Source organism: Acidiphilium sp. PA (genome assembly GCF_026191915.1).
Lineage (GTDB): Bacteria > Pseudomonadota > Alphaproteobacteria > Acetobacterales > Acetobacteraceae > Acidiphilium.
This window is the reverse complement of the sequence record NZ_JAIMBY010000001.1, coordinates 474171-496350: the sequence shown is the minus strand read 5'-3', so window position 1 is coordinate 496350 and position 22180 is coordinate 474171. Positions and strand designations below refer to the sequence as shown.

Below are 22180 nucleotides of genomic sequence, written 5' to 3'. Positions count from 1 at the left end.
CCCCTGGACCCCCGCCAGGAACTTAGTTCCTGGACCTCATTAGTTTCAGGTGAGAGGGGGCATGCTTCGCCCTTTGAAAGGCAACGGAATTGATGCCCCCTCTCACCTGAAACTAGCGGGGTCTGGGGCCTAAGGCCCCAGCGGGGTCAAGGGGCGGAGCCCCTTGCCTTCTTACCCACCTCAAACCACCGGAGTGACCCGCATGGCATCGACGTTGTTTGACAAAATTTGGCAGGCGCATGTTGTTGATGTGATGCCGGATGGTACGGCTATGCTGTATATCGACCGGCATCTTGTCCATGAGGTGACGTCGCCGCAGGCGTTCGAGGGATTGCGTCTCGCCGGGCGTCGGGTGCGGCGCGTCGATGCGACGATTGCGGTGGCCGACCATAATATTCCGACCGAGAATCGTGCCGCCGGCATTGCCGAACCGGAGTCGGCGTTGCAGGTCGCGACGCTGGAGCGGAATGTCGCCGAGTTCGGCGTGCCCTATATTCCGGTGGTCGATGCGCGTCAGGGCATTGTGCATATCATCGGGCCGGAGCAGGGGATTTCGCTGCCGGGCATGACGATCGTATGCGGCGATTCCCATACATCGACGCATGGGGCGATGGGTGCGCTGGCGTTCGGCATCGGCACGTCGGAGGTCGAGCACGTTTTAGCCACGCAGACGCTGTTGCAGAAACCGGCCAAGAACATGCTGGTGCGGGTCGATGGCGTATTGCCGGTCGGCTGTTCGGCCAAGGACATCATTCTCGCCGTGATCGGGCAGATCGGCACGGCCGGCGGCACCGGCCATGTCATCGAATATGCCGGCGCGGCGATCCGTGCGCTCGACATGGCGGGCCGCATGACGGTGTGCAACATGTCGATCGAGGCGGGTGCGCGCGCCGGGCTGATCGCGCCGGACGAGGTCACGTTCGACTATGTGCGTGGCCGCCCCCTTGCGCCGCAGGGCGAAGCGCTGGATCGCGCGATCGCGTACTGGCGCACCCTCGCCTCCGATGATGGCGCGCAGTACGACAAGGTGGTCACCTTGGATGCCGGCACCCTGGTGCCGCAGGTGACCTGGGGCACTAGCCCGGAAACGGTGGTGCCGATCACCGGTCATGTGCCGGACCCGGCGGCGGAGCCCGATGAGGGCAAACGCGGCCAGATGCAACGCATGCTGGAATACATGGGTCTGCGGCCAGGCCAGGCGTTGGCCGGCACCCGGATCGATGCCGTCTTCATCGGCTCCTGCACCAACGGGCGGATCGAGGATCTGCGCGCCGCTGCCGGCATCCTGCGCGGCCGTCGCGTGGCGCCGCATGTCCGCGCGATGATCGTCCCCGGCTCCGGCCTCGTCAAAGCGCAGGCCGAGGCCGAGGGTCTCGCGCAGACCTTCATCGATGCCGGCTTCGAATGGCGCGAAGCCGGCTGTTCGATGTGCCTCGGCATGAACCCCGACAAGTTGAAATCCGGCGAGCGTTGCGCGAGCACCAGCAACCGCAATTTCGAGGGTCGCCAGGGCCCGGGTGGGCGCACCCATCTGGTCTCACCGGCCATGGCCGCTGCCGCGGCTGTCGCCGGCACCCTCATCGATGCCCGGGAGATGGTGTGATGGACAAGTTCGACCGGCTCGAAGCGATCGCGGCCCCGCTGCGCATGAGCAATGTCGACACCGACAAGATCATCCCCGCCCGGTTCCTGAAAACCATCAAGCGCAGCGGCCTCGGCATCCATGCTTTTGCCGGGCTCCGCCACCAGGCAGACGGGAGCGAAAATCCCGATTTCGTCCTTAACAAACCGCCCTATCGCCACGCACATATCCTCATCGCGGGTGAGAATTTCGGCTGCGGCTCCTCGCGTGAACACGCCCCATGGGCTTTGCTCGACTTCGGCATCCGTTGCGTCATAGCGCCGAGTTTCGCCGATATTTTCTTCAACAACTGCTTCAAGAACGGCATCCTGCCGATCGTGTTGCCCCAGGCGCAATGCGACGCGCTGACGGACGACGCCGAATCGGGTGCCAACGCCCGGTTCATCGTCGATCTCGCCGCGCAGACGGTCTCTCGTCCGGATGGTGAGGCGTTCTCCTTTGAGATCGATCCGTTTCGCAAGCGCTGCCTGTTGGAAGGGCTGGACGACATCGGCCTGACACTCGAAAAATCTCCTTCAATCGATGCGTTCGAGGCGCGGACGGGTGCCGAGCCCTGGCGACCCAAAATCGTCCTCAAAGCTTAAGGAAGTCCTACTTTTCTGAAAAAAGTAGAGAAATTTGATCCCGGAGACCCCCGACCCATGATCCCCAACAAAAAACTGCTCCTCCTGCCTGGCGACGGTATCGGGCCCGAGGTCATGGTCGAAGCGCACCGGGTGATCGACTGGCTTGCCCGCACGGGCCGCGCCCGGTTCGACATCGCCGAGGATCTGGTTGGCGGCGCCTCGATCGATGTCCATGGCAAGCCGATCACCGAACCGGTCATCGAGCGCGCACTGGAAGCCGATGCCGTCCTGTTCGGCGCGGTCGGCGGCCCGCAATGGGACGACCAGGGCTTTGCCAATCGCCCCGAAATCGCCATCCTCGAACTCCGCAAACGCCTCGGCTTGTTTGCCAACCTGCGCCCCGCCCCGGTGTTCGATGCGCTGGTCGATGCCAGCCCCCTGAAGCCCGAAATCGTTCGCGGCCTCAATCTCATGATCGTGCGCGAAGCGACCGGCGGCATCTATTTCGGCGAACCGCGCGGCATCGAGACCCTGCCGGACGGCAGCAAGCGCGGGATCAACACCGAGGTCTACACCACGCCCGAAATCGTCCGCGTCGCGCGGGTCGCCTTTGAACTCGCCCGCACGCGCTCCGGCCGCGTCATGAGCGTTGAAAAGGCCAATGTGATGGAAAGCGGCCTGCTCTGGCGTCAGACCGTCGCAGCACTCGGCAAGGCGGAGTACCCGGATGTCGAACTCTCCCACATGTACGCCGACAATTGCGCGATGCAACTCGCGAAAAACCCACGCCAGTTCGATGTCATCGTAACCAGCAATCTATTTGGTGACCTGCTGTCGGACCTCGCCTCGATGCTCACCGGCTCTCTCGGCATGCTGCCCTCGGCGACTCTCGGCGCGCCCGATGCGAGCGGCCGCCGCCATGCCCTGTATGAGCCAATCCACGGCTCCGCGCCGGACATCGCCGGCAAAGGCCAGGCCAACCCCCTCGCGCAAATCCTCAGCCTCGCCATGCTGCTGCGCTACTCATTCGACATGCATGAAGACGGCGCACTGATCGAACAGGCCGTCGCCGGCGTACTGGCCAGCGGCATGCGCACCGCCGACATTCTGCAGCCCGGCACCGCCAAGATCGGCACCCGCACAATGGGCGACGCCGTCATCCGTGAGCTCGACAAGCTCGCAGGTTGATGGCCGAACGCATCCAAAAATTGCATAACCAGACAGGTCTGCAATCTAACAGAGAGTTTGTTAGGCGCGCCGACAACTACTAGGTGTGTTTCAGCCTCATCAATACAGGATGCCGTTGCAACAAAGTAACCGCCCGATTGTTCGGAATTGTTATAGTTACGCGCGCAGCCGCATCCACCCTCGCGTTCCTCGGCGTCGGGTTCATCCCAATCGTCAGCTACGTGCCAACCGCTTCGCCGTCCGCAGCAAAATCTGCCGGTCTTCCGGTGCACAGGCGCGATACAGCCGCATCAGCGCCAGCTCATCACCCTGCAAAGATCCGGTCTCGCCCGACACCAGATAGGCCAGCGAGGTTCCCAAAACCTTCGATATACGCTCGAGATTTTCCCGAACCTGCCCGGCCCGGTCGGTTTCCCACTGCGCGATCGCCGAGCGCGACACCCCAAGCTGAGCGGCAAATTCATCCTGTGTAAGGTTGTTTGCCAACCGGAGCGCACGTATGCGTTGGCCGACCGAATCTGTAGAAACTTGTTTCTTTACTGACATGAGGCGCAACATATACATATCTCCGCACGAATGCCAGCGTTTGTTATCGTGTTAGGGGTCGGATTTCATCGCGAATCGCAACTTTTACACGCCGCATATTTCATATTTGTATCAATAATAATATTATATCTAAAAAATTGTTTTAAATGATGCAAATTTTCGACCGAAAATTAAAATCTCCAAAAATAGGCGAATTTTTGCGATGCGCTGCGGCGAAGGATACCCGCTACGGCCCGAACGCCAGCCAGCCGAGGTCGTCGCAAAGTCCCGCGCTATATCCCGAAGTCTTATACTGCATAATTGAGTTTCCTTGGGACCGTCGTAGTCAGCGCCACCCCCGCGAACGGAAAGATCCAAGGCGCAGCGAAACGCGCGTGTCCAGTACCAGCGTAATATACGAGTATAACGCGACCTACCGAAGACGGCTGTATTGTAAAGTTGTAATGCTCACAAATACGCGCGCTATCCCGTAATCGGCGCGCCGCCGTACGAACCGTCACGCGGCGGAACCCGCCTTGACCAACCGGGCCGCAAAAAACCCGTCCATGCCACCGCGTTCCGCCCACATCCCCGGATGCGTGCGTAAATCGCCCATCGGCGTAACCGCCTCGGGCAGCCAGGGGATATCCTCGGCCGTAAGCGCCAGCCGCTGCAACGCGAGCCGCGCACACGCTGCCGCCACCCGCCCGAACCCTTCCTCATCCTGCAACGAACACACCGCGTAAATCAGCGTGCCCCCCGGTGCCAGCATCGCGTGTGCAGCATCAAGCAACCGGTCCTGCATCGCCGCACAATCGGCAATATCGCCCGGCCGCCGCAAATGCCGAATTTCCGGATGCCGGCGGATCGTCCCGGTCGCCGAACACGGCGCATCCAACAATATGGCCTCGAAACGCCGTTCCGGCCGCCAGGTCAGTGCATCCGCCGTCACCACATCGACCGCCATGCCCATCCGCACGCAATTCGCCCGCAGCCGATCCAGTCGCCTGCCATCCCGGTCGAGCGCGGTCACCAAAGCCCCCGCCGCCGCCAACTGCATCGTCTTGCCGCCCGGTGCCGCGCATAAATCTAGCACCCGCCGCCCGCGCACATCGCCGAATAACCGGACCGGCATCGCCGCCGCCGCGTCCTGCACCCACAATGCCGCATCCGCAAAGCCGGGCAGGGCGGTCACATCGGTCCCCGCCGGCAGCCGCGCCGAGCCGCCCGGCAGCAGCATCGCGCCCTCCGGCGGCACCGCCCCGGGCATCATCGAAACATCGAGCGGCGCCTCGAACTGCTGCGCCACCGCAATCGCCCGCGCAGCCTTGCCCCACGAAGCCCAAAGCCACGAAGGCGTATCCAGCCGCGGTTGATCAAGCGCGGCCAGCGCCGCCGTACCCGCCTCGGTCACCCGCCGCAGCAGCGCATTCACCAGCCCGGCAAACTTGCCCATCCCCTGCCCATGCGCCAGCGCGACCGCGGTGCTCACCGCAGCATGCGCCGGCGCACCAAGAAACAAGGCTTGCGCCGCGCCGATCCGCAGAATGTGCCGCACCTTCGCCGGCGGTGCCTTGGTCAGATGCGCCTCGAGCACCGCATCGATACTGCCCAGATGCCGCAACACGCTCGCGGCAATCCGGTGCGCCGCCGCCTTGTCGCGCGCCTCGATGCCCGACAGTTGATCCAGCGTCTGGTCCAGCGGCCGGCGCCGGTCCAGCACGCCACTCACCAACGCAAACGCTGTGTCGCGGGTCGGGTCGCGCTCCATCGAATTCATGATCACCTTTGCAAGGGAGTGGGATGGTGGAGCTGAGGGGAATCGAACCCCTGACCTCCTCATTGCGAACGAGGCGCTCTCCCAACTGAGCTACAGCCCCATCCCGAATGGGCGCATCGCGCGAATGGACGATGAAGTCAAGAGACGCCCCCGCCGGCACCGCCGTTGCGTGATCGCGCGGTCTTCGCTAACCCGGCAGCGACCTTTGGAGGCAACAATGCTCGCAGCCGTGTTCTGGTTTCTGAACGAAGTCATCCAGATCTACATCTATATCATGATCGCCGCCGCCATCTTCAGCTGGCTGCTCGCGTTCGGCGTGCTCGATACCCGCAACCGGATCGTCTACCGGATCGAGGATTTCCTGATCCGCGCCACCGAACCTTTCCTCGCCCCGTTCCGCCGCTTCATCCCTCCCATCGGCGGCATCGATATCTCGTTCATCATCGCCTTCCTGCTGCTGCGCGCCATGCAGATCTTTCTCGCCGGCCTCTACGCCCACCTCGCCCTGAACGGATACCAGTGACCCGGTCATGACCGCCCGCATCATCGACGGCAAAGCGATCGCCGCTGCCCTGCGTGAAACCATCGCGACGCGGATCGCGGCACTGCCCTACCGCCCCGGCCTCGCCGTCATCCTGGTGGGTGAAGACGCCGCCAGCACCGTCTATGTCCGCAACAAGGACCGCGCCGCCAAAGCCGCCGGCCTGAACGCCTCAACCATCCGCCTGCCCATGGAGACCACCCAGGCCAGCCTCCTCGGCACGATCCAGACCCTCAACGACGATCCCGATATCGACGGCATCCTGGTTCAGCTTCCCCTGCCGCCCCATATCGCGACCGATGCCATCATCCGCGCGATCGATCCCGCCAAAGACGTCGATGGCTTCCACCCCGAAAACGTCGCCGCTCTCGCGCTCGGTGTCCCCAGCCTGGTGCCCTGCACCCCAAGCGGCGTCATGCGTCTGCTGCATGCCGCCGGCACAAAAATCAGCGGTGCTCGCGCCGTGGTCGTCGGTCGCTCCAATATCGTCGGCCGCCCCATGGCCGCCCTGCTTCTCGCCGCCGACGCCACCACCACCATCGCCCACTCGCGCACGACCAACCTGCCCGCTGAATGCCGCCGCGCCGATATCCTGATCGCCGCCGTCGGCCGCGCCAACATGATCACCGCCGATTGGATCAACCCGGGGGCGACCATCATCGACGTCGGCATCAACCGCACGCCGAACGGGACCCTCACCGGCGACGTTGATTTCGCAGCCGCCCTGCCCATCGCCGGCGCCATCACCCCCGTCCCCGGCGGCGTCGGCCCCATGACCATCGCCTGCCTGCTGGACAACACGCTGCTGGCTGCCGGGCGCCGGCGGTAGAGCAGGCCAGGGGGCCTACTGCGCCGCTGGCGACAGCACTTCGCAGCCGGTCGGTCCGCGGTTCAATCGCTGGCATGCCGCAATGGCCTCTTCATGCGGCAGATCAACGAAGCGGGCGCGGAAAAACTGGCCGTGGGCCGTCGCGATCGATTGCACGACGGGCTGGCCCTTGATCAGGGACGACACGGCCGAAAGTTCCGCGATGCCAAGGGCGGCCTTGGCGTGCGCAGGCGTATCATAGGCGCCGACCTGAATGCCCCACCGCGTCACGCCGGCGTGGGCCGCGGGCCCGGGTGCGCTGCGCGCCATCGGCCGCGGCGGCGGCGCGGCAGCCTCGGCGGAGGGGATCAGCGAGAAGCCGATGTTACGATGCACGGGCGGCATCACCCGGGCCGCCGGCGGCGTATAGCGCGCCCGTTCGACAACGGGTGGCGGCGTCACCATCGCCATCTGCACCGGTGCCGGGCGCGGCGCGGGTTGCGGCCGCGGTGCCGGCGGCATGACCGGTGCGGCGGCGGCTTCGACCCGCGGCGAGATCATCGCGGTTTCTACCCGCGGCGCCGCCACCGGCCGCACCACCGGCGCGGGCAGGGGGGTGTTCGCGGCCAGTTGCGATGCGTTGAGCGACTCGGTCGAGGCATCCTGGTAACCGCCGCGAATGCCGGGGCGGATCTGGTTCGGCAGGGCGTTCATCGCGACATCCACCGCTGCAGGCTGGCTGGCCGGATATACGCCCTGAATGTTCGGGGCAATCATCGCGACATACTGCCGCGTCTGGTCCGGCAGCGGCTCCTTGTAGTCCAGATAACTGTCAAGCCGGCCCGGCCCCGCGTTGTAGGCCGCCAGGAATCCAGGGGAGCCGTAAATCTGATACATCTCGTGGATATAGGCGGTCCCCGCCATGATGTTGTTGTACGGATTATAAGGGTCTTTGCCCAACCCGTAGCGTGCCGCCATCTCCCGATAGGTCTCGGGTTCCAGCTGCATCAGCCCCATCGCCCCGGCATAGGACACCGTCAGGTGCCCGTTCATATACTCATGCCCCCCCGACTCGACCCGCATGACCTGGCGGATCCAGCGGGTCGGTACATCGAACCGCGCGGAAGCCTGCTCGATATAGGGTCCCCAGGGGTCGCTCGCGGGGCCGGGTGCGGTGTAGTCACCCGGCGAATGTGCCGCGTAATCGGCCGCCTGCTGGGTCGGTGGCAGGCTGGATTCGTGCGACGCGCAGGCCGAGAGCATCGCGAGCACCGCGACACCGCCCAACCGTGCTGCCAATCGGGGAACGCGCCGGCTGCGCCCGATCAGGTTTCGCATCATGGCGCCCCGCGGTTTTGCGGTGGGTAGCGCCATCATTGTCGAACCATGCTGCACGAGCGAAGTCTCCCTGTCACCGCCGGGGGCGGCGATTTATGCGGTGTAAAGCATCCCATGCCGCCCGAGCGCCAAACCCTGGCACGACACCGATCAGACCAACCGGCCGCATGCCCTCGAACGGTAAATTAAGTTCACCTCATAAACCCCTAACTTAATGGTGATTTCAAGGCAACCACCAAATGCATCCAGGGCGCGAAATCCAGCAATCGGCCGCCGCACCCCATGTGTCATTCGTCCCGACCGGGGAAAACCTCTGCTGCGTCTGCGCGCGCTCCCTGCCGCCGCGCCCGCCGCTGATAGACATCGATCGATTTCCGCTTATGTCTCAGCCTCAAGCTCTATTCTTTCGGACCACGACGGAGTTTTCATGGCTCATTCCCAAACGAAGAAGCGGCAGTCCCGTGCCGGTGGCGTTGTGGTGGTCGCACTCCTCACCGTGCTGAGCGCCTGCGCCACCCACCCGCCCGCCACGCCGATGGCGGCCACCCCCACCCCTATGCTCACCGGCACAATTCTATCCTCCCGCCTCGTCATGCTGCAGATCGCCGGGGCCGAGGGCGGCGTTCTCGGCGCGCTCGGGGCTCCCGCCAGTGCGGGTGAAACCCTGGCGCCTGCCACCGAATTCATTGTGCGCGAGACCGGCGGGACCATCATTTCCGTCATGCAGCCGCAGCCGACCAGCCTGCACCCGGGCGAGCGCGTCGAAATCCTGCGTGGCCTCACCACCCGATTAGCCCCCTTGCCAGCCAACGCCGCGACATGAAATCGCGGCAAGCTTACCGCCCGGCACGCGGGGTTCAGTTGAAGCGAGGGTCTGCTTCCTGTATCGCCAGACCATGAGCACGACGGCAACCAGGCCTAAATCCGAAATCGTCCAGGGCGATCCCGCACCGGCGAAACTGCCGGTTGCCACGGCGACGGACGCACCAGCCTCAGACGAAGGCACGGTGCTCAACCGGCGCGATGCGCATCTGGTCATCACCGCCGGCCTCGGCTGGCCCGGGCTGATTGCGCAGGCGGGGCGCGACCTCGCCGAAACCTGGACCTTGCGCCGCCTGGTCTGGACCCTGGCGTTTCTCGATATCAAGCTCCGTTACCGCGGCTCCCTGCTCGGCCCGTTCTGGCTCACTTTATCCACCGGTGTCATGATCGCGGCGCTGGGCTTCGTCTATTCGCATCTCTTCAAGACCGATCTGCACACCTATCTGCCGTTCCTGTCGCTCTCGCTGGTGCTCTGGAACAATTTCATCACGGCCACTGTGACCGATGGCTGCGTCGCCTACACCACCAATAATGCAACCATCCACGCCATGCGGATGCCGATGTCGATGCACGCCGCCCGCTCGGTGGTGCGCAACGTCATGGTGCTGGCCCATTCGGTCATTGTGATCGTCATCGTATTCGCCCTCGAAGACACCTGGCCCGGCCGCACCGCGTTCATGGCGCTCCCGGCCTTCGGCCTCTGGCTGATCGACGGCATGGCGGTGTCGCTGCTGCTCGGCGGCTTCTGTGCCCGTTTCCGCGACGTGCCGCCCATTGTCGCCAGCGTCATGCAGATCGCCTTTTTCGTCAGCCCGATCATCTGGAGCCCCGCCATCCTCAAGGATCGCGGCATCGGCGTCATCCTGTTGAACTGGAACCCGTTCTATTCCCTGCTGCAGATCATGCGTGCGCCATTGCTGAATCAGATGCCGAGTGTCGCGACCTGGGATTCCGCCCTCGGTTACTCGGCTGCCCTGCTCGTCATTTCGGGGTTGTTCTTCGTGCGTGCCCGCAGTCGCATCGCCTTCTGGGTCTGATGCCATGGCGATGATCCGCGCCGAGACGCTCTCGATCGATTTTCCGCTCTATCACGGCGAGAGCCGCAGCCTTAAAAAGACCATGTTCGCCGCCGCATCCGGCCGCGGCAGGCTGGGCGAGGATGCGCGCAAGCGCGTCGTCGTGCAGGCGGTGCGCGGGGTCGATTTCGAGCTCCGCTCCGGCGATCGGCTCGGCCTGATCGGCTCCAACGGCGCCGGCAAGACCACGCTGCTGCGCACGCTTGCCGGCATTTACGAGCCCAGCGGCGGGCGCATCACCATCGACGGCGCGCTATCCGCTTTGCTCGATCCCGGCCAGGGCATGAATCCCGACCTCACCGGGCGCGAGAACATCCGCCTGCGCGGCTTGTTCAGCGGATTGCATGCCGCCGATATCGCGCGCCTGCAGGAGGATGTCGCGGCCTTTGCCGAGCTGGCCCAGTTCATCGATCTGCCGGTGCGGATCTATTCCTCCGGCATGATGGTGCGGCTCGGTTTCGCGCTCGCCACCGCGATCCGGCCACAGATCCTGCTGATGGACGAATGGATTCTCGCCGGTGATGCCGCTTTCATGGGCCGCGCGCGGGAGCGGCTGGAATCGATGGTCCGGGGCGCGGAGATCCTCGTCCTTTCGAGCCATTCGGCGGATGTCATCATGCAATGGTGCAACCGCGTGATCTGGATGGATCAGGGCCAGGTCCGCGCCGATGGCACGCCGGATGAGGTTCTCTCGCAATATCTGCCGCCCGACCAATTTGCCCAGGCACGCGCCGCCATCGCCGCACGAACCGCAACCGCCGGCCTCGTGAAGGACGCGCCCGCACCGGCCGAGGCCGCGCCGGGTCAATTCCAGGTCGCCTGATCAGGCCGAACCGGCTGATCGCGGATTGTTTCCGATCTCCGGCTTGCCAAGCCGCCCCGATCGGCCACATGGATGTCGTATGAATAGACGTCACTTGCACCGCTGCGGGAGGCCTTACCGATGAACGAGCGCAGGCTGGGCCGTTCGCTCGTTGTATCCGCCATCGGCCTCGGCTGCATGGGAATGTCGGATTTTTATGCGGGGCGCGATGACGAGGAGGCGACTGCCACCATCCGCCACGCCGTCGAGCGCGGTGTCACCCTGTTCGACACCGCCGATATCTATGGCATGGGGGCCAACGAAATCCTGCTCGGCCGTGCCTTGGCGCCGTTTCGCGACCAAGTGACCATTGCAACCAAATTCGGCAATGTCCGCGGGCCGGACGGCAGTTTCCGCGGCGTCTGCGGCAGGCCCGATTACGTGCGGCAAAGCTGCGATGCCAGCCTGAGACGCCTCGGCGTCGAGACCATCGATCTCTACTACCAGCACCGGGTGGACCCCACCGTGCCGATCGAGGAGACCGTCGGCGCCATGGCCGATCTCGTGGCGCAGGGCAAGGTCCGCCACATCGGCCTGTCGGAGGCCGCACCCAACACGATCCGCCGCGCCCATGCCACCCACCGGATCGCGGCGCTGCAAAGCGAATACTCGCTCTGGACGCGCGACATGGAGGCGGAAGTACTGCCAACCTTGCGCGAACTCGGCATCGGTTTTGTGCCCTATTCGCCGCTCGGGCGGGGGTTCCTGACCGGCGCGTTCAAAGCGCCGGACGATATCCCCGAGGGCGATGTCCGCCGCGCGCAACCGCGTTTCACGGGCGAGAATTTCGCCCGCAATTTCACACTGGTGACGATTCTCGAGGAAATGGCGCAGCGGCTGAAATGCACTGCCGGTCAATTGGCGCTGGCCTTCGTGCTGGCCCAGGGCAGCGACGTCGTGCCGATCCCGGGCACCGGCAAACGCCACCACCTCGATGAAAACCTCGCAGCCCTCGATGTGCCGCTTTCGGCCGGCGACCTCGCGAAACTCGACCGCGCGATGCCCCCCGGTTCCGCTTCAGGGACCCGCTACGCCGCCGGCCAGATGGCAGCGCTCAACCGTTAGACCATCCCCAGCGCGATCAGCGATCAGGCGTGAAGGTTAGCGGCAAGCCGAAAACCTGAAACGGTTGTGCCATGGCCGCCGGAAATGGCGGAAAGTGCACCGCCATGGCCCAGTGCCGAATATGCGCATCGAACTGCTTGCTGCCGCTCAATCGATAGAGTGAGGTGGCGGTTACCACGCCGGATCGCTGAACCCTGAATTCGACCATGATATGCGCCGTCTGTCCGCCCAGGTCGCGGGCGAGGGTGGCGCGGTGGATATGTTCGATCGCGTGGATCTGACCATAGTGGTTTTTTGCACGACGTCTGTCCAGTTACGCCGTCGCCTCGATCTGCCGTACCAGAAATTCATCGAGCGCGGCCGCGAAGCGGGTGACGCCCTTGTAATCCGCCACATCCGGTGGAAGATTGGCGACCGTTGTACGCAGTTCGGCTGCCGCACCGGGTATCGCCGCGATCCGCGCGAGGCTTTGTTGATGGGTATGGATGGTGAACAACACCGCGCCGGTCGCGGGTAGCCGGCTCAGGGTCTGACGTTCGATGCGCAAGGTCAGGCGCGTGCCGGCATCATCCGCGGTGATCGCGCCGTGGGTATCTTCGCCATGGGCGTGCGGCTGGAACAGGGCGGGATCGTCGTGGATCGACCAGTTGAACCGCTCCACCAGTCGCCCTGACCGAAGCTTTTCGATGAATCGCTCGACTGGCGTTGCCAGGCGCTCGGCATAGAGCGGTACCGGGCCGTGGATGGCAGCGAGCGGCTGGCCGATCTTGTCCGCGAGCCGCCAGCGCGATGGAAAACAGAGAACCGCAGCGACCAGCGGCAGCCCCGGTTCTGGCGCCAGCAGACACAGGTCCTCCTGCACCAGCCGCCCCGCGAGTTCAAGTGGATCGCACGGTGGTGCATCGACATGCCATTGTTCATCGGTCAACCGGTTGACCACTGTGCGGCCGCTGCGGCTGAACCAGCCCGCGCGATCCGCGAGCAGATGCGCCACCAGCACGTCGAGCGCTTCGGCGCGCATCGCTGCCGAGGATTGCCGTGCGGCAAATACCTCGTCATGCCGGGTGTCGAGCAGATCACGCCGCATCGCCATCTGCATATGATACTGCCTGTCAAAAGCGGTCAGCGCATCCAGCGGCTGTGACACCAGCCCCATGCTCGCGCGATGCGGACCTGCCTGGAACGGCAGATACATCGGTTCTGCTGGCAACGGCGGAACCGGCTCGGTACCGGGATGGCGCGGGGTCATGCGATGACAGCCTATCACCGATCCGCCGCCGCCGTCCAAAACCGGGCGGCTCGCGGCGGATGACTAAATAGGACATTAAACCTGTCGGATGTTTCACGTGAAACAAACGGCAGTAATACTAACATAATGTTATTTCAGCCAAGCTCGACCATTGCCGCACCGGCCGCGATCATCACCACGGCAATCAAACCCCGCGCCCGCGGGCGTTCACCCAGAAACCACCAGGCGAACAGCACACCGAACAGCATGGATGTTTCCCGCAGCGCCGCGATCTCGCCGATTGGCGCCTGCGTCATGGCCCATAGCGCCAGCGCGTAGGACGCGACGGAACACCCGCCGCCGCCCAGGCCGCGGGCGATGGCGCGAGGCTCGGCCAACGCGACGAACCGTGACAGGCGGAATCGGAACAAGATCAGAGCGCTGGGAATTGCGGGCAGCACGAAGGTCCAGAGCGCATAGGCAACCGGCGCACCGGACAGCCGCGCGCCAAAACCGTCGTTCAGCGTATAGATCGCGATCACCACGGCATTGGCGAGCGCGAAGCGGATCGCGCGCCGCGCGCCGGGTTCGCCGCGCGCTCGTGCGAGAAGGATCACGCCGCCGGAAATTGCCAGCAACCCGCCCCATCCGTGCAGACCGAGCCGCTCGCCGAAGCCGAGCGATGCGACCGTCGCGGTCAGGGCCGGTGCCGTCCCGCGCATCACCGGATAGGCCAGACTGACCGCGCCGGCCTGATAGGCTTCGGCGATCAGGTAGTAATAGAGCAGATGCATCAGCGCTGAGATGGCAAGATGCGGCCAGGATGCCGGCGCCGGTGCCGGCAGGAACGGCAGAACGACCGCACCGATCAGACCTGCGCCGGTCAGAACGCCAACGGTTGCCATGCGCCGGTCCGCGCCGCCCCGGATGCCGACGTTCCAGGCCGCATGCAACGCTGCGCCCGTCAGTACCGCGCCGAGTGCGGCGAGCGGGACCGACGGATGGATCATGAGACTAGAAAATCCCGTATATCTCCCCTTCGGCGTTGACGCCGATACGATCGGCGGCGGGTACCCGCGGCAGGCCGGGCATGGTCAGAATGTCGCCGGCGAGTGCGACGATGAAACCGGCACCGGCCGACAGCCGGATTTCGCGGATCGGCAGGGTGAAACCGTTCGGCGCCCCCCGGCGGGCAGGATCGGCGGTGAAGCTGTATTGGGTTTTCGCCATACACACCGGCAAATTGCCGTAGCCGCGCGCCTCGAGCCGCGCGATCTGCCGCGCGGCTTTGGGGGCAAGATCGATATCATCGCCGCCGTAAATTTTTTGCACCAATGTGCGCAGCTTGTCGGCGATCGGCATATCGTCGGGATAGAGCGGCGCATAGCGCGCGGATTTCGCCTCGGTGGCCGCAATCACCGCCTGGGCCAGATCGGCCGCGCCGGCCGACCCATCCGCCCAATGGGTGCAGAACACGGCCTCGATCCCATCCGCATCGAGTGCCGTGCGGAGTGCCGCGCGTTCGGCCTCGGTATCGCCGAGGAAGCCGTTGATCGCGACGATCACCGGCAGGCCGAAGGCGCGCATCGCCGCGACATGGCGGCGCAGGTTCGAGGCACCCTCGGCGACGGCGCCTGGGTTGGGTGAGCCGAGATCGGCCTTGGCGATGCCGGCATGCATTTTCAGGGCGCGCATGGTGGCGACGACGACGGCGCAGGACGGCGCCAGACCGGCCTGACGGCATTTGATGTCGAGAAATTTCTCGCCGCCCAGATCGGCGCCGAAGCCGGCCTCGGTCACCACGAAATCGGCGAGTTTCAGCGCGGTGGTCGTCGCCATGACGGAATTGCAGCCGTGCGCGATATTGGCGAACGGGCCGCCATGCACCAGTGCGGGTGTGCCTTCGAGCGTTTGCACCAGATTGGGTTGCAGCGCATCGCGCAGCAGGGCGGCCATTGCACCGACCGCGTTGATATCGGCCGGCGTGACCGGACTGCCGTCGCGCCGTTCGGCGATCACCATGCGGGCGAGGCGCGTTTGCAGGTCATCGAGGTTTTTGGCGAGGCAGAACACGGCCATCACCTCGGACGCCACGGTGATGTCGAATTTCTGTTCGCGCGCTGCCCCGTTGGCGCCGTGACCGAGGCCGAGCACGGTTTCGCGCAGCGATCGGTCGTTCATGTCGATCGCGCGTTGGACCTGGATTTTGCGCGGGTCGACCCCGAGCGCGTTGCCCCAGTATAAATGGTTGTCGAGCAAGGCGGCGAGCAGGTTATTGGCACTCGTGATGGCGTGGAAATCGCCGGTGAAGTGCAAATTGATCTCGTCCATCGGGGCGACCTGGGCATGACCGCCGCCGGTGGCACCGCCCTTCTGGCCGAAACATGGGCCGAGGCTGGGTTCGCGCAACGCGATCATGGTGCGCTTGCCGGCCGCGCGCAACGCATCGCCCAGACCGATGGTGGTCGTGGTCTTCCCTTCGCCCGCGGGGGTCGGGCTGATGCCGACCACCAGCACCAGCGCCCCGTTCGGCCGGGGCTGGAGGGTCTCGATAAAGCCGAAATCGACCTTGCCCTTGTAGCGTCCATAGGGGATCAGTGCATCGGCTGGAATGCCGGCGGTGGCGGCGATATCGCCGATCGGGCGCAAGGTCGCGGCGCGCGCAATGTCGAGATCCGATGCCATGAAGCCTCCCCTGGTTGGCTCGCCGTTATGTCCGTGCCGGACGCCTTTACGCAAGACTTGCCTGCACCATGGGCAAACCGGTAGATAGTGGCATGACCCTGCCCTTCACATTGCCGTCCTGGATGCCCGAGTGGCTGGGGCTGATCCTGCTGCTGATCGGCCTGCTCTATGCGCTGGCGATGCTGGCGATGCCGTTTTCGGTGTTCGGCGTGAAATCGCGGCTCGAAGCGATCGAGGAACGGTTGGACCAGGTGCAGGAGGAACTGCGGATTCTGACGATGCGGTTGCCCGAGCCGCTGCGGGGCGTCGCGATCGATGAAACCCCGTACGATCCGCTGCCACGATCGGCTGCGGCCCATTACGAGTCGGCACGGCGCGCGCCTGCGCCGCCCCCCGAACCCTATCGGGAGCCGATCGGGCGGGCACGGCCGGCGGCGGCCCCGCCACGGAGCGCGCCGGCACGGCGGATCGAGCCGCGGTTGGATTGAGGGAAGCAAGGCTTCTTTTTTGTAAAAAAGAAGCAAATAACTTTTGGACTCCAGGTTTGGAACGTTGAATCGTTTGCGCGACCGGCGGCGGGGCGGGAAGTTTTTTGCGAGAAAGATCAATTTGCTCCCTACCGCGTCACGGCCAGTGGATCGACCTGGATCCCGCGCGCGGTCAGGCGCATCCAGAGCCCCGCGGCCAGCAGGCCTAGTCCGGCTGTGAGAATTGCGGTGGCGACAAACTGGCCGGCGGGCGCCAGCAGGTCGTCGGCAATGACGACGGCAGGGATGAACAGGCCGAGTGCGATCAATTCCCAGCCGACCCAGATGCCAAGGATCAGCAGACCGAGCATGATGAAGGTGATCTGGAACAGCACGCCGGCGTTCTGCTGGCCAGGGGTCAGGCCGGTGAGCGGGGCGGGAATGCCGAGGCTCTGCCACAACACGATCCAGCCGAAAAACGCGACGAAGCACCAGAACAGTTTTTGTGCATTGTCGGCATGGGCGGGTGAGCGGGCGCGGACCTGGCTGATCGCCCAGGTGCCGAACAGGCCGGCGACGCCGACGGCCAGGGTGAGGATGCTGGCGCGGGGCGCCAGTCGTATCAGCGCGTCGTTGATCAGGAAAATCGTTCCCCAGAGCAGCAGGACATCCGCGAGTCCGGCATAGACGAGCTTGCGGGCGATGCCGCGCTTGAGGCGGGATACTTCCTCGTCGATATTGGTCCGGGCGCCGATCGGTAGGGTCATGAGCGAATGGATACGCGCGGAGCAGGCGGCGTCAATTGCCATATGCCGAAGAGAACAGGAATGTCTATTTTTTTGTAAAAAAGAGGCAAAAAACGCGCGTTACCCTGACGCACAGACGCACAACACGCACAGACCAGATTTAAAAAAGTTTTTTTGCTTCTTTTTTTGTTCACAAAAAAGAAGACTCTTCCTGCCCTGCCGCGACCGCTTGCCCCCTCAGTGCGCAATCGGCTCAGGTTCCGAATCAAGCGTTTCGCGCAGCGCGACGTCTTCCACCTTCAGTCCGATGTAGAGGCCCAGCCCGGCGAAGGCTGCGACGGCGATGAAGGTGATGTGGAAGGCGCCGGCCAGAGCGGGGCTGGTGGTGGCCGGGATGTGGGAATTGCCCAGCGCGTCGATTGCGTTGCCGAGGCGCATGGTCAGGATGGTGCCGGCGAGGGTGGCGCCGAACGCGCCGCCCATCGCGCGCAGCAGCAGCAGCGTGGCGGTGGCGGCGCCGACATCGGCGCGCGGGGCGACGTTCTGGATCGCGACCAGGCTTGACGGCAGGATAAAGCCGAGGCCGACACCGACCGCGAAACAGACCGCGACGATGACGGCCAAAGGCAATGTGTCCGGCAGGATGCCGAGCAGCAGGAAGCCGAGCATGGTGGCGCCGAGCCCGCCGAGCATCAGGCCGCGGGTGCGGCCGGAGCGGCGTGCCAACTGGCCCGAGGTGTAGGCGCCGATCGTGCTGGCGACCAGAAAGGGCATGATCTCCCAGCCCGATTGCGCGGCATTGGCGTGGAACACCAGCTGAAAGAACAGCGGCAGCGAGAAGATTGCGGAGAACATCACGAGGGCGGTGAGAAACCCGATCACGACCAGGCGGTTGAAGGAGCTATTGGCGAACAGGCGGACCGGCAACAGGGGGGTCGATGCGCGCTGTTCCCAGGCCCAGAGTGCCGCGATCAGGATGAAGCCGGCGATGAATGCGCCAATGACCGGCAGGGACAGCCATGGATAGGTGTGGCCGCCCCAGGACAGGCCGAGCAGGAAGGCGGTGACCGCAAGGGTGAGGAGGACCGCGCCGGCGAAATCGATCCTGCCGCCGCGGGTGACCTGGCGAAGCTGGCGCAGGCCGATCTGGCTGAGGATGAGGGCGGCGATGCCGAGGGGCAGGTTGAACCAGAAGATCCAGCGCCAGGTGAGATGGTCGGTCACCCAGCCGCCGACCACCGGCCCGGCGGTGGAGGCGACGCCCCAGGTGCCGGCCAGCCAGCCCTGGTATTTGCCGCGTTCGCGCGGCGAGACGACATCGGCGATCGCGGCCTGGGAAATTGCGAACAGGCCGCCCCCGCCGATGCCTTGCAGGGCACGGGAGGCGACGAGTTCGGGCAGCGTCTGCGAAAGCGCGCACAGGCAGGAGGCGAGGACGAACAGGAGGATCGAGGGAATCAAGGTGGTCTTGCGGCCGAACTGATCGGACAGGCGGCCGTAGAGCGGGGTGGTTGCGGTCGAGGTGAGGAGATAGGCGGTGACCACCCAGGAGAGATGCGCGAAGCCGTGTAGATCGGCACCGATGGCGGGCACCGCCGGGATGACCACGGTTTGATCGATGGCGGCGAGCAGCATGCACAGAATGATGCCGAAAATGACCTGGAGCCGCTGCTTGTGGGTGTATTCCATGAAGCCTCGTTCGAACCGCTTCATCATTGTCCGTGCGGTGCCGCGGGGCAATGGTGTTTTTGCGATAAGGTGCAGCAAGGCTGACATGCATGAGCCGGGCCGCGCGTTTGCATGGCGGGCGCGGCTCGCTTACCGTATGCGGCAACCACATTCAGAACGAGAGATGCCCAAATGCCATTGAGCCCAGCGGAGTCCCGCGAATTGCTGCATCTGCGCGACATCGATATCCGCGGCTATCTGCGGACCGACGGCATGTTGGATATCGAGGCGCATATGGTCGACACCAAGACGTATAGTTTCGGCAACCATGATCGCGGCCGGATCAATGCGGGTGAGGCGCTGCACGGCATGTGGCTGCGCCTGACGGTGGATACCGGGCTGACGGTGCGGCGGGCGGAGGCGGCGATGGATTCGACACCGCATGCGATCTGCCCCGGGGTTGCGCCGAATTTCGCGCGGTTGGAGGGCCTGACGATCGGGCGCGGGTTTCTGAAAGGCGCGATGGAGCGCGTTGGCGGCACCCAGGGCTGCACCCATCTGCGCGAGTTGCTGCAACAGGTGGCGACGGTTTCGATCCAGACGATGTTCAGCATCAAGGCGCACAAGGCCGCGCGCGAAGGTGGCGTGAGCGAGGACCGGTGGGAGATTCCGGCGGCGTTGCTGAATTCGTGCCACGCCTATGACGAGGAGGGTGAGTTGGTGAAAGCGGTGCGGGAGCGGGCGGCGGCGCGGGCGCTCAGCGAGGCTTGAGGATCAGGGGAAGATCAGGCGCAGTCGGCGGTTGGCCTCGGTGACGGTTGGTTCATCGAGCCTCGCTTCGAATTGCAGGCTGCGGGACTGATAATCCAGCGATCGGAGGTGGGACAGGATTGTCGCACCTTTGACGCGCCCGGCGGTGATCGGCAGTTCGAAGCCGCTCAGCTTGCCGGTTTTGGACGTGATCGGCACGACCATGACCATGCCAGTGCCCTGGTTGAACAGGGTGGCGGAGAGGACCACGCCATAATGCGGGCCACGCATTTCATCGCCCATGGTGGGTGACCGGTCGAGATGGATGATATCGCCGAGTGCGGGGACGTAGCCGTGGCGTGCAAAATCGTCGCCTCGTTTGGGACCATTTGTGGGCCTGGCCGGCGGTGGCACGGTCAGAGTGTTTCACGACCGGATGGTTGTTCATTGATCCAGGTAGTGAGGCGTTGCTTTACATCGTTCGGGTCGTAATCGACCAGCAGATCGGCCAGGGTTTTCGGGCGGGGATCGGCGGCTTCGGCGATCATTGTTTCAAACTGAGTTTCGCGGAGGAGTAGGAAGGCTTCGCCGCGCCGCTTGATCCGGACGACGCCCTGGGTTGCGGCATCGAGGATCGGGCCGGACTGTTTCAGATCGCTGGCGGTAAAGATAGCGATAGGGTCGATCGACATTGGCGCTATACCTCAATTTCGGATAATCCGTAAAATACGGATATACCGGAATAAAAGCAAAAGCGGCAGTGAGCCGCAGTTAGCGTCACCGGCGCGGCATAGATGACCAAAGTTTTTTTTGCTTCTTTTTTGTTCACAAAAAAGAAGACCTTACCTTACCTTTCCTTCAGCTTGCTACGATAACCCGAATCGCCTGACCAGGGCCGCGACCTGATCTGGTGTCAGCATCCGTGGATTGAGGTTGCGCAGCAGCAGGACCAGTTTGGCGGTTTCTTCGAGTTCCTCGATGGCGAAGACGGCGGCGTCGAGTTTTTTGGCGGCGACGACGGGGCCGTGGTTGGCGAGCAGGACGGCGCTGTGTTTGCCGGCGAGGCCGCGGATTGCGGTGGCGACGGCGGGGTCGCCGGGCATGTGGTAGGGGATCAGGGCGAGTTTGCCGACGCGCATCACGGCGTAGGGCGTGATCGGCGGCAGGGCTTCGGCGGGGTCGAGGTCGGGCAGGGTGGAGAGGGCGACGGCGTGGGTTGAGTGGAGGTGGACGACCGCGCCGGCCTCGGGCCGTGTGTCGTACAGGGCGTCGTGCAGGGGGATTTCCTTGGTGGGTTTATCGCCCGAGAGGAGGATGCGGTTGCGGTCGAGCCTGGCGATGCGGGCGGGATCGAGGAAGCCGAGCGAGGCATCCGTGGGGGTGCAGAGCCAGCCGCCGTCGTCGAGGCGGACGCTGATGTTGCCGGACGCGCCGGGGGTCAGGCCGCGCTCGAACAGAGAGCGGCCAAACCGGCAGATGGCGTCGCGGAAGGCGGATTCGCTCATGATTTCGGGGGCAGGCCGTTCAGTTCGGCGATGATGTCCGACAGCATGGCCACATAGTCGTCGCCATGCCCGGTGCCGATGGCGAGCGCGTAGGAATTGCGCACGGCGGCCGCGATCGGGTTGGCGGCGTTCTGCGCCTGGGCGAAGGCGTTGAGGTAGGAAGTGTCCTTGAGCGCGTTCGAGAGGGTGAATTTATGCGCGTTGCGATCGCGCCCGACCACGTAGTTCATGTAGGTCTGGTAGAAACCGCAATCCATCCGCCCGCCGCTGATGACGCTGTGGAAGGTCTCGGCGCTGAGGCCGGATTTTTCGCCGAGCATCAGGGCTTCGGCGTAGAGCGCGCCGTAGCCGAGCGAGAGGAAATTGTTGAGCAGTTTCATGGTGTGGCCGGTGCCGGTCGGCCCGGTGTGGATCATGCGCTGGGAGAAGGTTTCGATGATCGGGCGGACGCGGTCGATATCGGCGGGGTCGCCGCCGACCATGACATCGAGCATGCCCTCCCAGGCATCCTTGGGGGTGCGGCCGAGCGGGGCATCGAGCAGGGTGATGTTCTGCGTGGCGAGGCTTGCCGCGAGCCTGGTGGTGACCGAGGGATCGGAGGTCGAGCAATCGACGATGATCAGCGGTTTGCCGGCGGCGGCGAGACCGTGTTCGCCCTGGGTGACCGCCATGACCTGATCGCTGCCGGTGACGCAGAGGAACACGATGTCGCTGGCTTCGGCCAGGGCTTTCGGCGTTTTGGCTTCGGTGGCGCCGCGGCCGATCAGGTCCTCGACCGGCACGCGGTTGCGGTGGCCCATGACCGTGAGGGGATAGCCCGCCTCGATGATGTTTTTCGCCATGCCGTGGCCCATGAGGCCGACGCCGATGAAGCCGATTTTGTCTTTGGTCATGTTGGGCCTTTACAGGAAAAAGTAA

Annotated in this window: 24 protein-coding genes and 1 tRNA gene; 11 read left to right on the top strand and 14 right to left on the bottom strand. The window is 64.5% G+C overall.

The window, feature by feature from the left end:
- The first annotated feature begins 202 nt into the window (after positions 1-202).
- From leuC to leuB, 3 genes are read left to right on the top strand one after another with little or no spacing between them, the layout of a single operon-like run.
- Positions 203-1603, top strand: coding sequence for a 3-isopropylmalate dehydratase large subunit (gene leuC / locus AruPA_RS02345; RefSeq protein ID WP_265634722.1), 1401 nt, complete (start codon positions 203-205; stop codon positions 1601-1603).
- Positions 1603-2226, top strand: coding sequence for a 3-isopropylmalate dehydratase small subunit (gene leuD / locus AruPA_RS02340; protein WP_265634721.1), 624 nt, complete (start codon positions 1603-1605; stop codon positions 2224-2226). The genes leuC and leuD overlap by 1 nt, the downstream gene beginning before the upstream one ends.
- A gap of 57 nt (positions 2227-2283) precedes the next feature.
- Positions 2284-3396: a 3-isopropylmalate dehydrogenase gene (gene leuB, locus AruPA_RS02335; protein ID WP_265634719.1), complete on the top strand. Its 1113-nt coding sequence runs from the start codon at positions 2284-2286 to the stop codon at positions 3394-3396.
- A 213-nt stretch (positions 3397-3609) separates the two neighbouring features.
- Here leuB and AruPA_RS02330 read toward each other — a convergent pair whose 3' ends face one another.
- The 3 genes from AruPA_RS02330 to AruPA_RS02320 all read right to left on the bottom strand — a co-directional run bounded on the left by AruPA_RS02330 (position 3610) and on the right by AruPA_RS02320 (position 5801).
- Positions 3610-3954 (bottom strand): helix-turn-helix domain-containing protein, encoded by a 345-nt coding sequence (locus AruPA_RS02330; RefSeq protein WP_265634717.1) that lies wholly within the window; start codon positions 3952-3954, stop codon positions 3610-3612.
- 484 nt (positions 3955-4438) lie between these two features.
- On the bottom strand, positions 4439-5701 hold the full coding sequence (locus AruPA_RS02325) for a transcription antitermination factor NusB (RefSeq protein WP_265634715.1): 1263 nt from the start codon (positions 5699-5701) through the stop codon (positions 4439-4441).
- 24 nt (positions 5702-5725) lie between these two features.
- Positions 5726-5801: transfer RNA gene (locus tag AruPA_RS02320), tRNA-Ala, on the bottom strand.
- A 117-nt stretch (positions 5802-5918) separates the two neighbouring features.
- On the opposite strand from AruPA_RS02320, the gene AruPA_RS02315 reads away from it, so the two are divergent.
- Together AruPA_RS02315 and folD are read left to right on the top strand one after the other, a co-directional pair.
- On the top strand, positions 5919-6224 hold the full coding sequence (locus AruPA_RS02315; RefSeq protein WP_265634714.1) for a YggT family protein: 306 nt from the start codon (positions 5919-5921) through the stop codon (positions 6222-6224).
- Positions 6225-6231: 7 nt separating this feature from the next.
- The gene (folD, locus tag AruPA_RS02310) at positions 6232-7071 is read left to right on the top strand and encodes a bifunctional methylenetetrahydrofolate dehydrogenase/methenyltetrahydrofolate cyclohydrolase FolD (protein WP_265634712.1); all 840 of its coding nucleotides are present in this window, start codon (positions 6232-6234) and stop codon (positions 7069-7071) included.
- A 15-nt stretch (positions 7072-7086) separates the two neighbouring features.
- On the opposite strand, the gene AruPA_RS02305 is transcribed toward folD, so the two are convergent.
- Positions 7087-8391: a lytic transglycosylase domain-containing protein gene (locus AruPA_RS02305; RefSeq protein ID WP_265634711.1), complete on the bottom strand. Its 1305-nt coding sequence runs from the start codon at positions 8389-8391 to the stop codon at positions 7087-7089.
- 424 nt (positions 8392-8815) lie between these two features.
- On the opposite strand from AruPA_RS02305, the gene AruPA_RS02300 reads away from it, so the two are divergent.
- From AruPA_RS02300 to AruPA_RS02285, 4 genes are all read left to right on the top strand, one after another.
- Positions 8816-9211, top strand: a complete 396-nt coding sequence (locus tag AruPA_RS02300; protein ID WP_265634709.1) for a hypothetical protein — start codon at positions 8816-8818, stop codon at positions 9209-9211.
- Between the two features lie 73 nt (positions 9212-9284).
- Positions 9285-10247 carry an ABC transporter permease gene (locus tag AruPA_RS02295; protein WP_265634707.1) on the top strand — a complete coding sequence of 321 codons (963 nt, stop codon included), beginning with the start codon at positions 9285-9287 and terminating at the stop codon, positions 10245-10247.
- 4 nt (positions 10248-10251) lie between these two features.
- Positions 10252-11109, top strand: a complete 858-nt coding sequence (locus AruPA_RS02290) for an ABC transporter ATP-binding protein (protein WP_265634706.1) — start codon at positions 10252-10254, stop codon at positions 11107-11109.
- A 120-nt stretch (positions 11110-11229) separates the two neighbouring features.
- Positions 11230-12213, top strand: a complete 984-nt coding sequence (locus AruPA_RS02285; protein ID WP_265634705.1) for an aldo/keto reductase — start codon at positions 11230-11232, stop codon at positions 12211-12213.
- A 16-nt stretch (positions 12214-12229) separates the two neighbouring features.
- Here the strand turns inward: AruPA_RS02285 and AruPA_RS02280 are convergent, their stop codons facing one another.
- From AruPA_RS02280 to AruPA_RS02265, 4 genes are all read right to left on the bottom strand, one after another.
- Positions 12230-12445, bottom strand: a complete 216-nt coding sequence (locus tag AruPA_RS02280; protein ID WP_322784380.1) for a TonB C-terminal domain-containing protein — start codon at positions 12443-12445, stop codon at positions 12230-12232.
- A gap of 81 nt (positions 12446-12526) precedes the next feature.
- The gene (locus AruPA_RS02275) at positions 12527-13462 is read right to left on the bottom strand and encodes a DUF3445 domain-containing protein (protein WP_265634703.1); all 936 of its coding nucleotides are present in this window, start codon (positions 13460-13462) and stop codon (positions 12527-12529) included.
- Positions 13463-13596: 134 nt separating this feature from the next.
- Positions 13597-14451 carry a DMT family transporter gene (locus AruPA_RS02270; RefSeq protein WP_265634702.1) on the bottom strand — a complete coding sequence of 285 codons (855 nt, stop codon included), beginning with the start codon at positions 14449-14451 and terminating at the stop codon, positions 13597-13599.
- Between the two features lie 4 nt (positions 14452-14455).
- Positions 14456-16126, bottom strand: coding sequence for a formate--tetrahydrofolate ligase (locus tag AruPA_RS02265; RefSeq protein WP_265634701.1), 1671 nt, complete (start codon positions 16124-16126; stop codon positions 14456-14458).
- Between the two features lie 92 nt (positions 16127-16218).
- Between AruPA_RS02265 and AruPA_RS02260 the strand changes: the two genes are divergently transcribed.
- Complete coding sequence (locus AruPA_RS02260; RefSeq protein ID WP_265634699.1) at positions 16219-16614, top strand: hypothetical protein; 396 nt, start codon at positions 16219-16221, stop codon at positions 16612-16614.
- A gap of 128 nt (positions 16615-16742) precedes the next feature.
- Here the strand turns inward: AruPA_RS02260 and AruPA_RS02255 are convergent, their stop codons facing one another.
- Both AruPA_RS02255 and AruPA_RS02250 read right to left on the bottom strand, forming a co-directional pair.
- Positions 16743-17360: a hypothetical protein gene (locus AruPA_RS02255; RefSeq protein ID WP_265634697.1), complete on the bottom strand. Its 618-nt coding sequence runs from the start codon at positions 17358-17360 to the stop codon at positions 16743-16745.
- Between the two features lie 216 nt (positions 17361-17576).
- Positions 17577-19055, bottom strand: a complete 1479-nt coding sequence (locus AruPA_RS02250; protein ID WP_265634695.1) for an MDR family MFS transporter — start codon at positions 19053-19055, stop codon at positions 17577-17579.
- A 144-nt stretch (positions 19056-19199) separates the two neighbouring features.
- Here AruPA_RS02250 and AruPA_RS02245 point away from each other — a divergent pair, with 144 nt between their 5' ends.
- Positions 19200-19778: a DUF2889 domain-containing protein gene (locus tag AruPA_RS02245; RefSeq protein ID WP_265634693.1), complete on the top strand. Its 579-nt coding sequence runs from the start codon at positions 19200-19202 to the stop codon at positions 19776-19778.
- A 3-nt stretch (positions 19779-19781) separates the two neighbouring features.
- On the opposite strand, the gene AruPA_RS02240 is transcribed toward AruPA_RS02245, so the two are convergent.
- From AruPA_RS02240 to AruPA_RS02225, 4 genes are all read right to left on the bottom strand, one after another.
- Positions 19782-20171, bottom strand: coding sequence for a type II toxin-antitoxin system PemK/MazF family toxin (locus AruPA_RS02240; protein WP_265634691.1), 390 nt, complete (start codon positions 20169-20171; stop codon positions 19782-19784).
- A gap of 2 nt (positions 20172-20173) precedes the next feature.
- Positions 20174-20449 (bottom strand): hypothetical protein, encoded by a 276-nt coding sequence (locus AruPA_RS02235; RefSeq protein WP_265634689.1) that lies wholly within the window; start codon positions 20447-20449, stop codon positions 20174-20176.
- 174 nt (positions 20450-20623) lie between these two features.
- Entirely contained in the window at positions 20624-21262 is a 639-nt protein-coding gene (locus tag AruPA_RS02230; protein ID WP_265634687.1) for an aldolase, read from the bottom strand.
- On the bottom strand, positions 21259-22155 hold the full coding sequence (locus AruPA_RS02225; RefSeq protein ID WP_265634684.1) for an NAD(P)-dependent oxidoreductase: 897 nt from the start codon (positions 22153-22155) through the stop codon (positions 21259-21261). Before AruPA_RS02225 ends, AruPA_RS02230 begins: the two co-directional genes overlap by 4 nt.
- Positions 22156-22180: the final 25 nt, after the last annotated feature.

Coding starts and splice junctions, on each gene's coding strand:
- leuC (WP_265634722.1), top strand. CDS start 203: ATGGCATCGACGTTGTTTGACAAAATTTGGCAGGCGCATGTTGTTGAT.
- leuD (WP_265634721.1), top strand. CDS start 1,603: ATGGACAAGTTCGACCGGCTCGAAGCGATCGCGGCCCCGCTGCGCATG.
- leuB (WP_265634719.1), top strand. CDS start 2,284: ATGATCCCCAACAAAAAACTGCTCCTCCTGCCTGGCGACGGTATCGGG.
- AruPA_RS02330 (WP_265634717.1), bottom strand. CDS start 3,954: ATGTTGCGCCTCATGTCAGTAAAGAAACAAGTTTCTACAGATTCGGTC.
- AruPA_RS02325 (WP_265634715.1), bottom strand. CDS start 5,701: ATGAATTCGATGGAGCGCGACCCGACCCGCGACACAGCGTTTGCGTTG.
- AruPA_RS02315 (WP_265634714.1), top strand. CDS start 5,919: ATGCTCGCAGCCGTGTTCTGGTTTCTGAACGAAGTCATCCAGATCTAC.
- folD (WP_265634712.1), top strand. CDS start 6,232: ATGACCGCCCGCATCATCGACGGCAAAGCGATCGCCGCTGCCCTGCGT.
- AruPA_RS02305 (WP_265634711.1), bottom strand. CDS start 8,391: ATGATGCGAAACCTGATCGGGCGCAGCCGGCGCGTTCCCCGATTGGCA.
- AruPA_RS02300 (WP_265634709.1), top strand. CDS start 8,816: ATGGCTCATTCCCAAACGAAGAAGCGGCAGTCCCGTGCCGGTGGCGTT.
- AruPA_RS02295 (WP_265634707.1), top strand. CDS start 9,285: ATGAGCACGACGGCAACCAGGCCTAAATCCGAAATCGTCCAGGGCGAT.
- AruPA_RS02290 (WP_265634706.1), top strand. CDS start 10,252: ATGGCGATGATCCGCGCCGAGACGCTCTCGATCGATTTTCCGCTCTAT.
- AruPA_RS02285 (WP_265634705.1), top strand. CDS start 11,230: ATGAACGAGCGCAGGCTGGGCCGTTCGCTCGTTGTATCCGCCATCGGC.
- AruPA_RS02275 (WP_265634703.1), bottom strand. CDS start 13,462: ATGACCCCGCGCCATCCCGGTACCGAGCCGGTTCCGCCGTTGCCAGCA.
- AruPA_RS02270 (WP_265634702.1), bottom strand. CDS start 14,451: ATGATCCATCCGTCGGTCCCGCTCGCCGCACTCGGCGCGGTACTGACG.
- AruPA_RS02265 (WP_265634701.1), bottom strand. CDS start 16,126: ATGGCATCGGATCTCGACATTGCGCGCGCCGCGACCTTGCGCCCGATC.
- AruPA_RS02260 (WP_265634699.1), top strand. CDS start 16,219: ATGACCCTGCCCTTCACATTGCCGTCCTGGATGCCCGAGTGGCTGGGG.
- AruPA_RS02255 (WP_265634697.1), bottom strand. CDS start 17,360: ATGACCCTACCGATCGGCGCCCGGACCAATATCGACGAGGAAGTATCC.
- AruPA_RS02250 (WP_265634695.1), bottom strand. CDS start 19,055: ATGATGAAGCGGTTCGAACGAGGCTTCATGGAATACACCCACAAGCAG.
- AruPA_RS02245 (WP_265634693.1), top strand. CDS start 19,200: ATGCCATTGAGCCCAGCGGAGTCCCGCGAATTGCTGCATCTGCGCGAC.
- AruPA_RS02235 (WP_265634689.1), bottom strand. CDS start 20,449: ATGTCGATCGACCCTATCGCTATCTTTACCGCCAGCGATCTGAAACAG.
- AruPA_RS02230 (WP_265634687.1), bottom strand. CDS start 21,262: ATGAGCGAATCCGCCTTCCGCGACGCCATCTGCCGGTTTGGCCGCTCT.
- AruPA_RS02225 (WP_265634684.1), bottom strand. CDS start 22,155: ATGACCAAAGACAAAATCGGCTTCATCGGCGTCGGCCTCATGGGCCAC.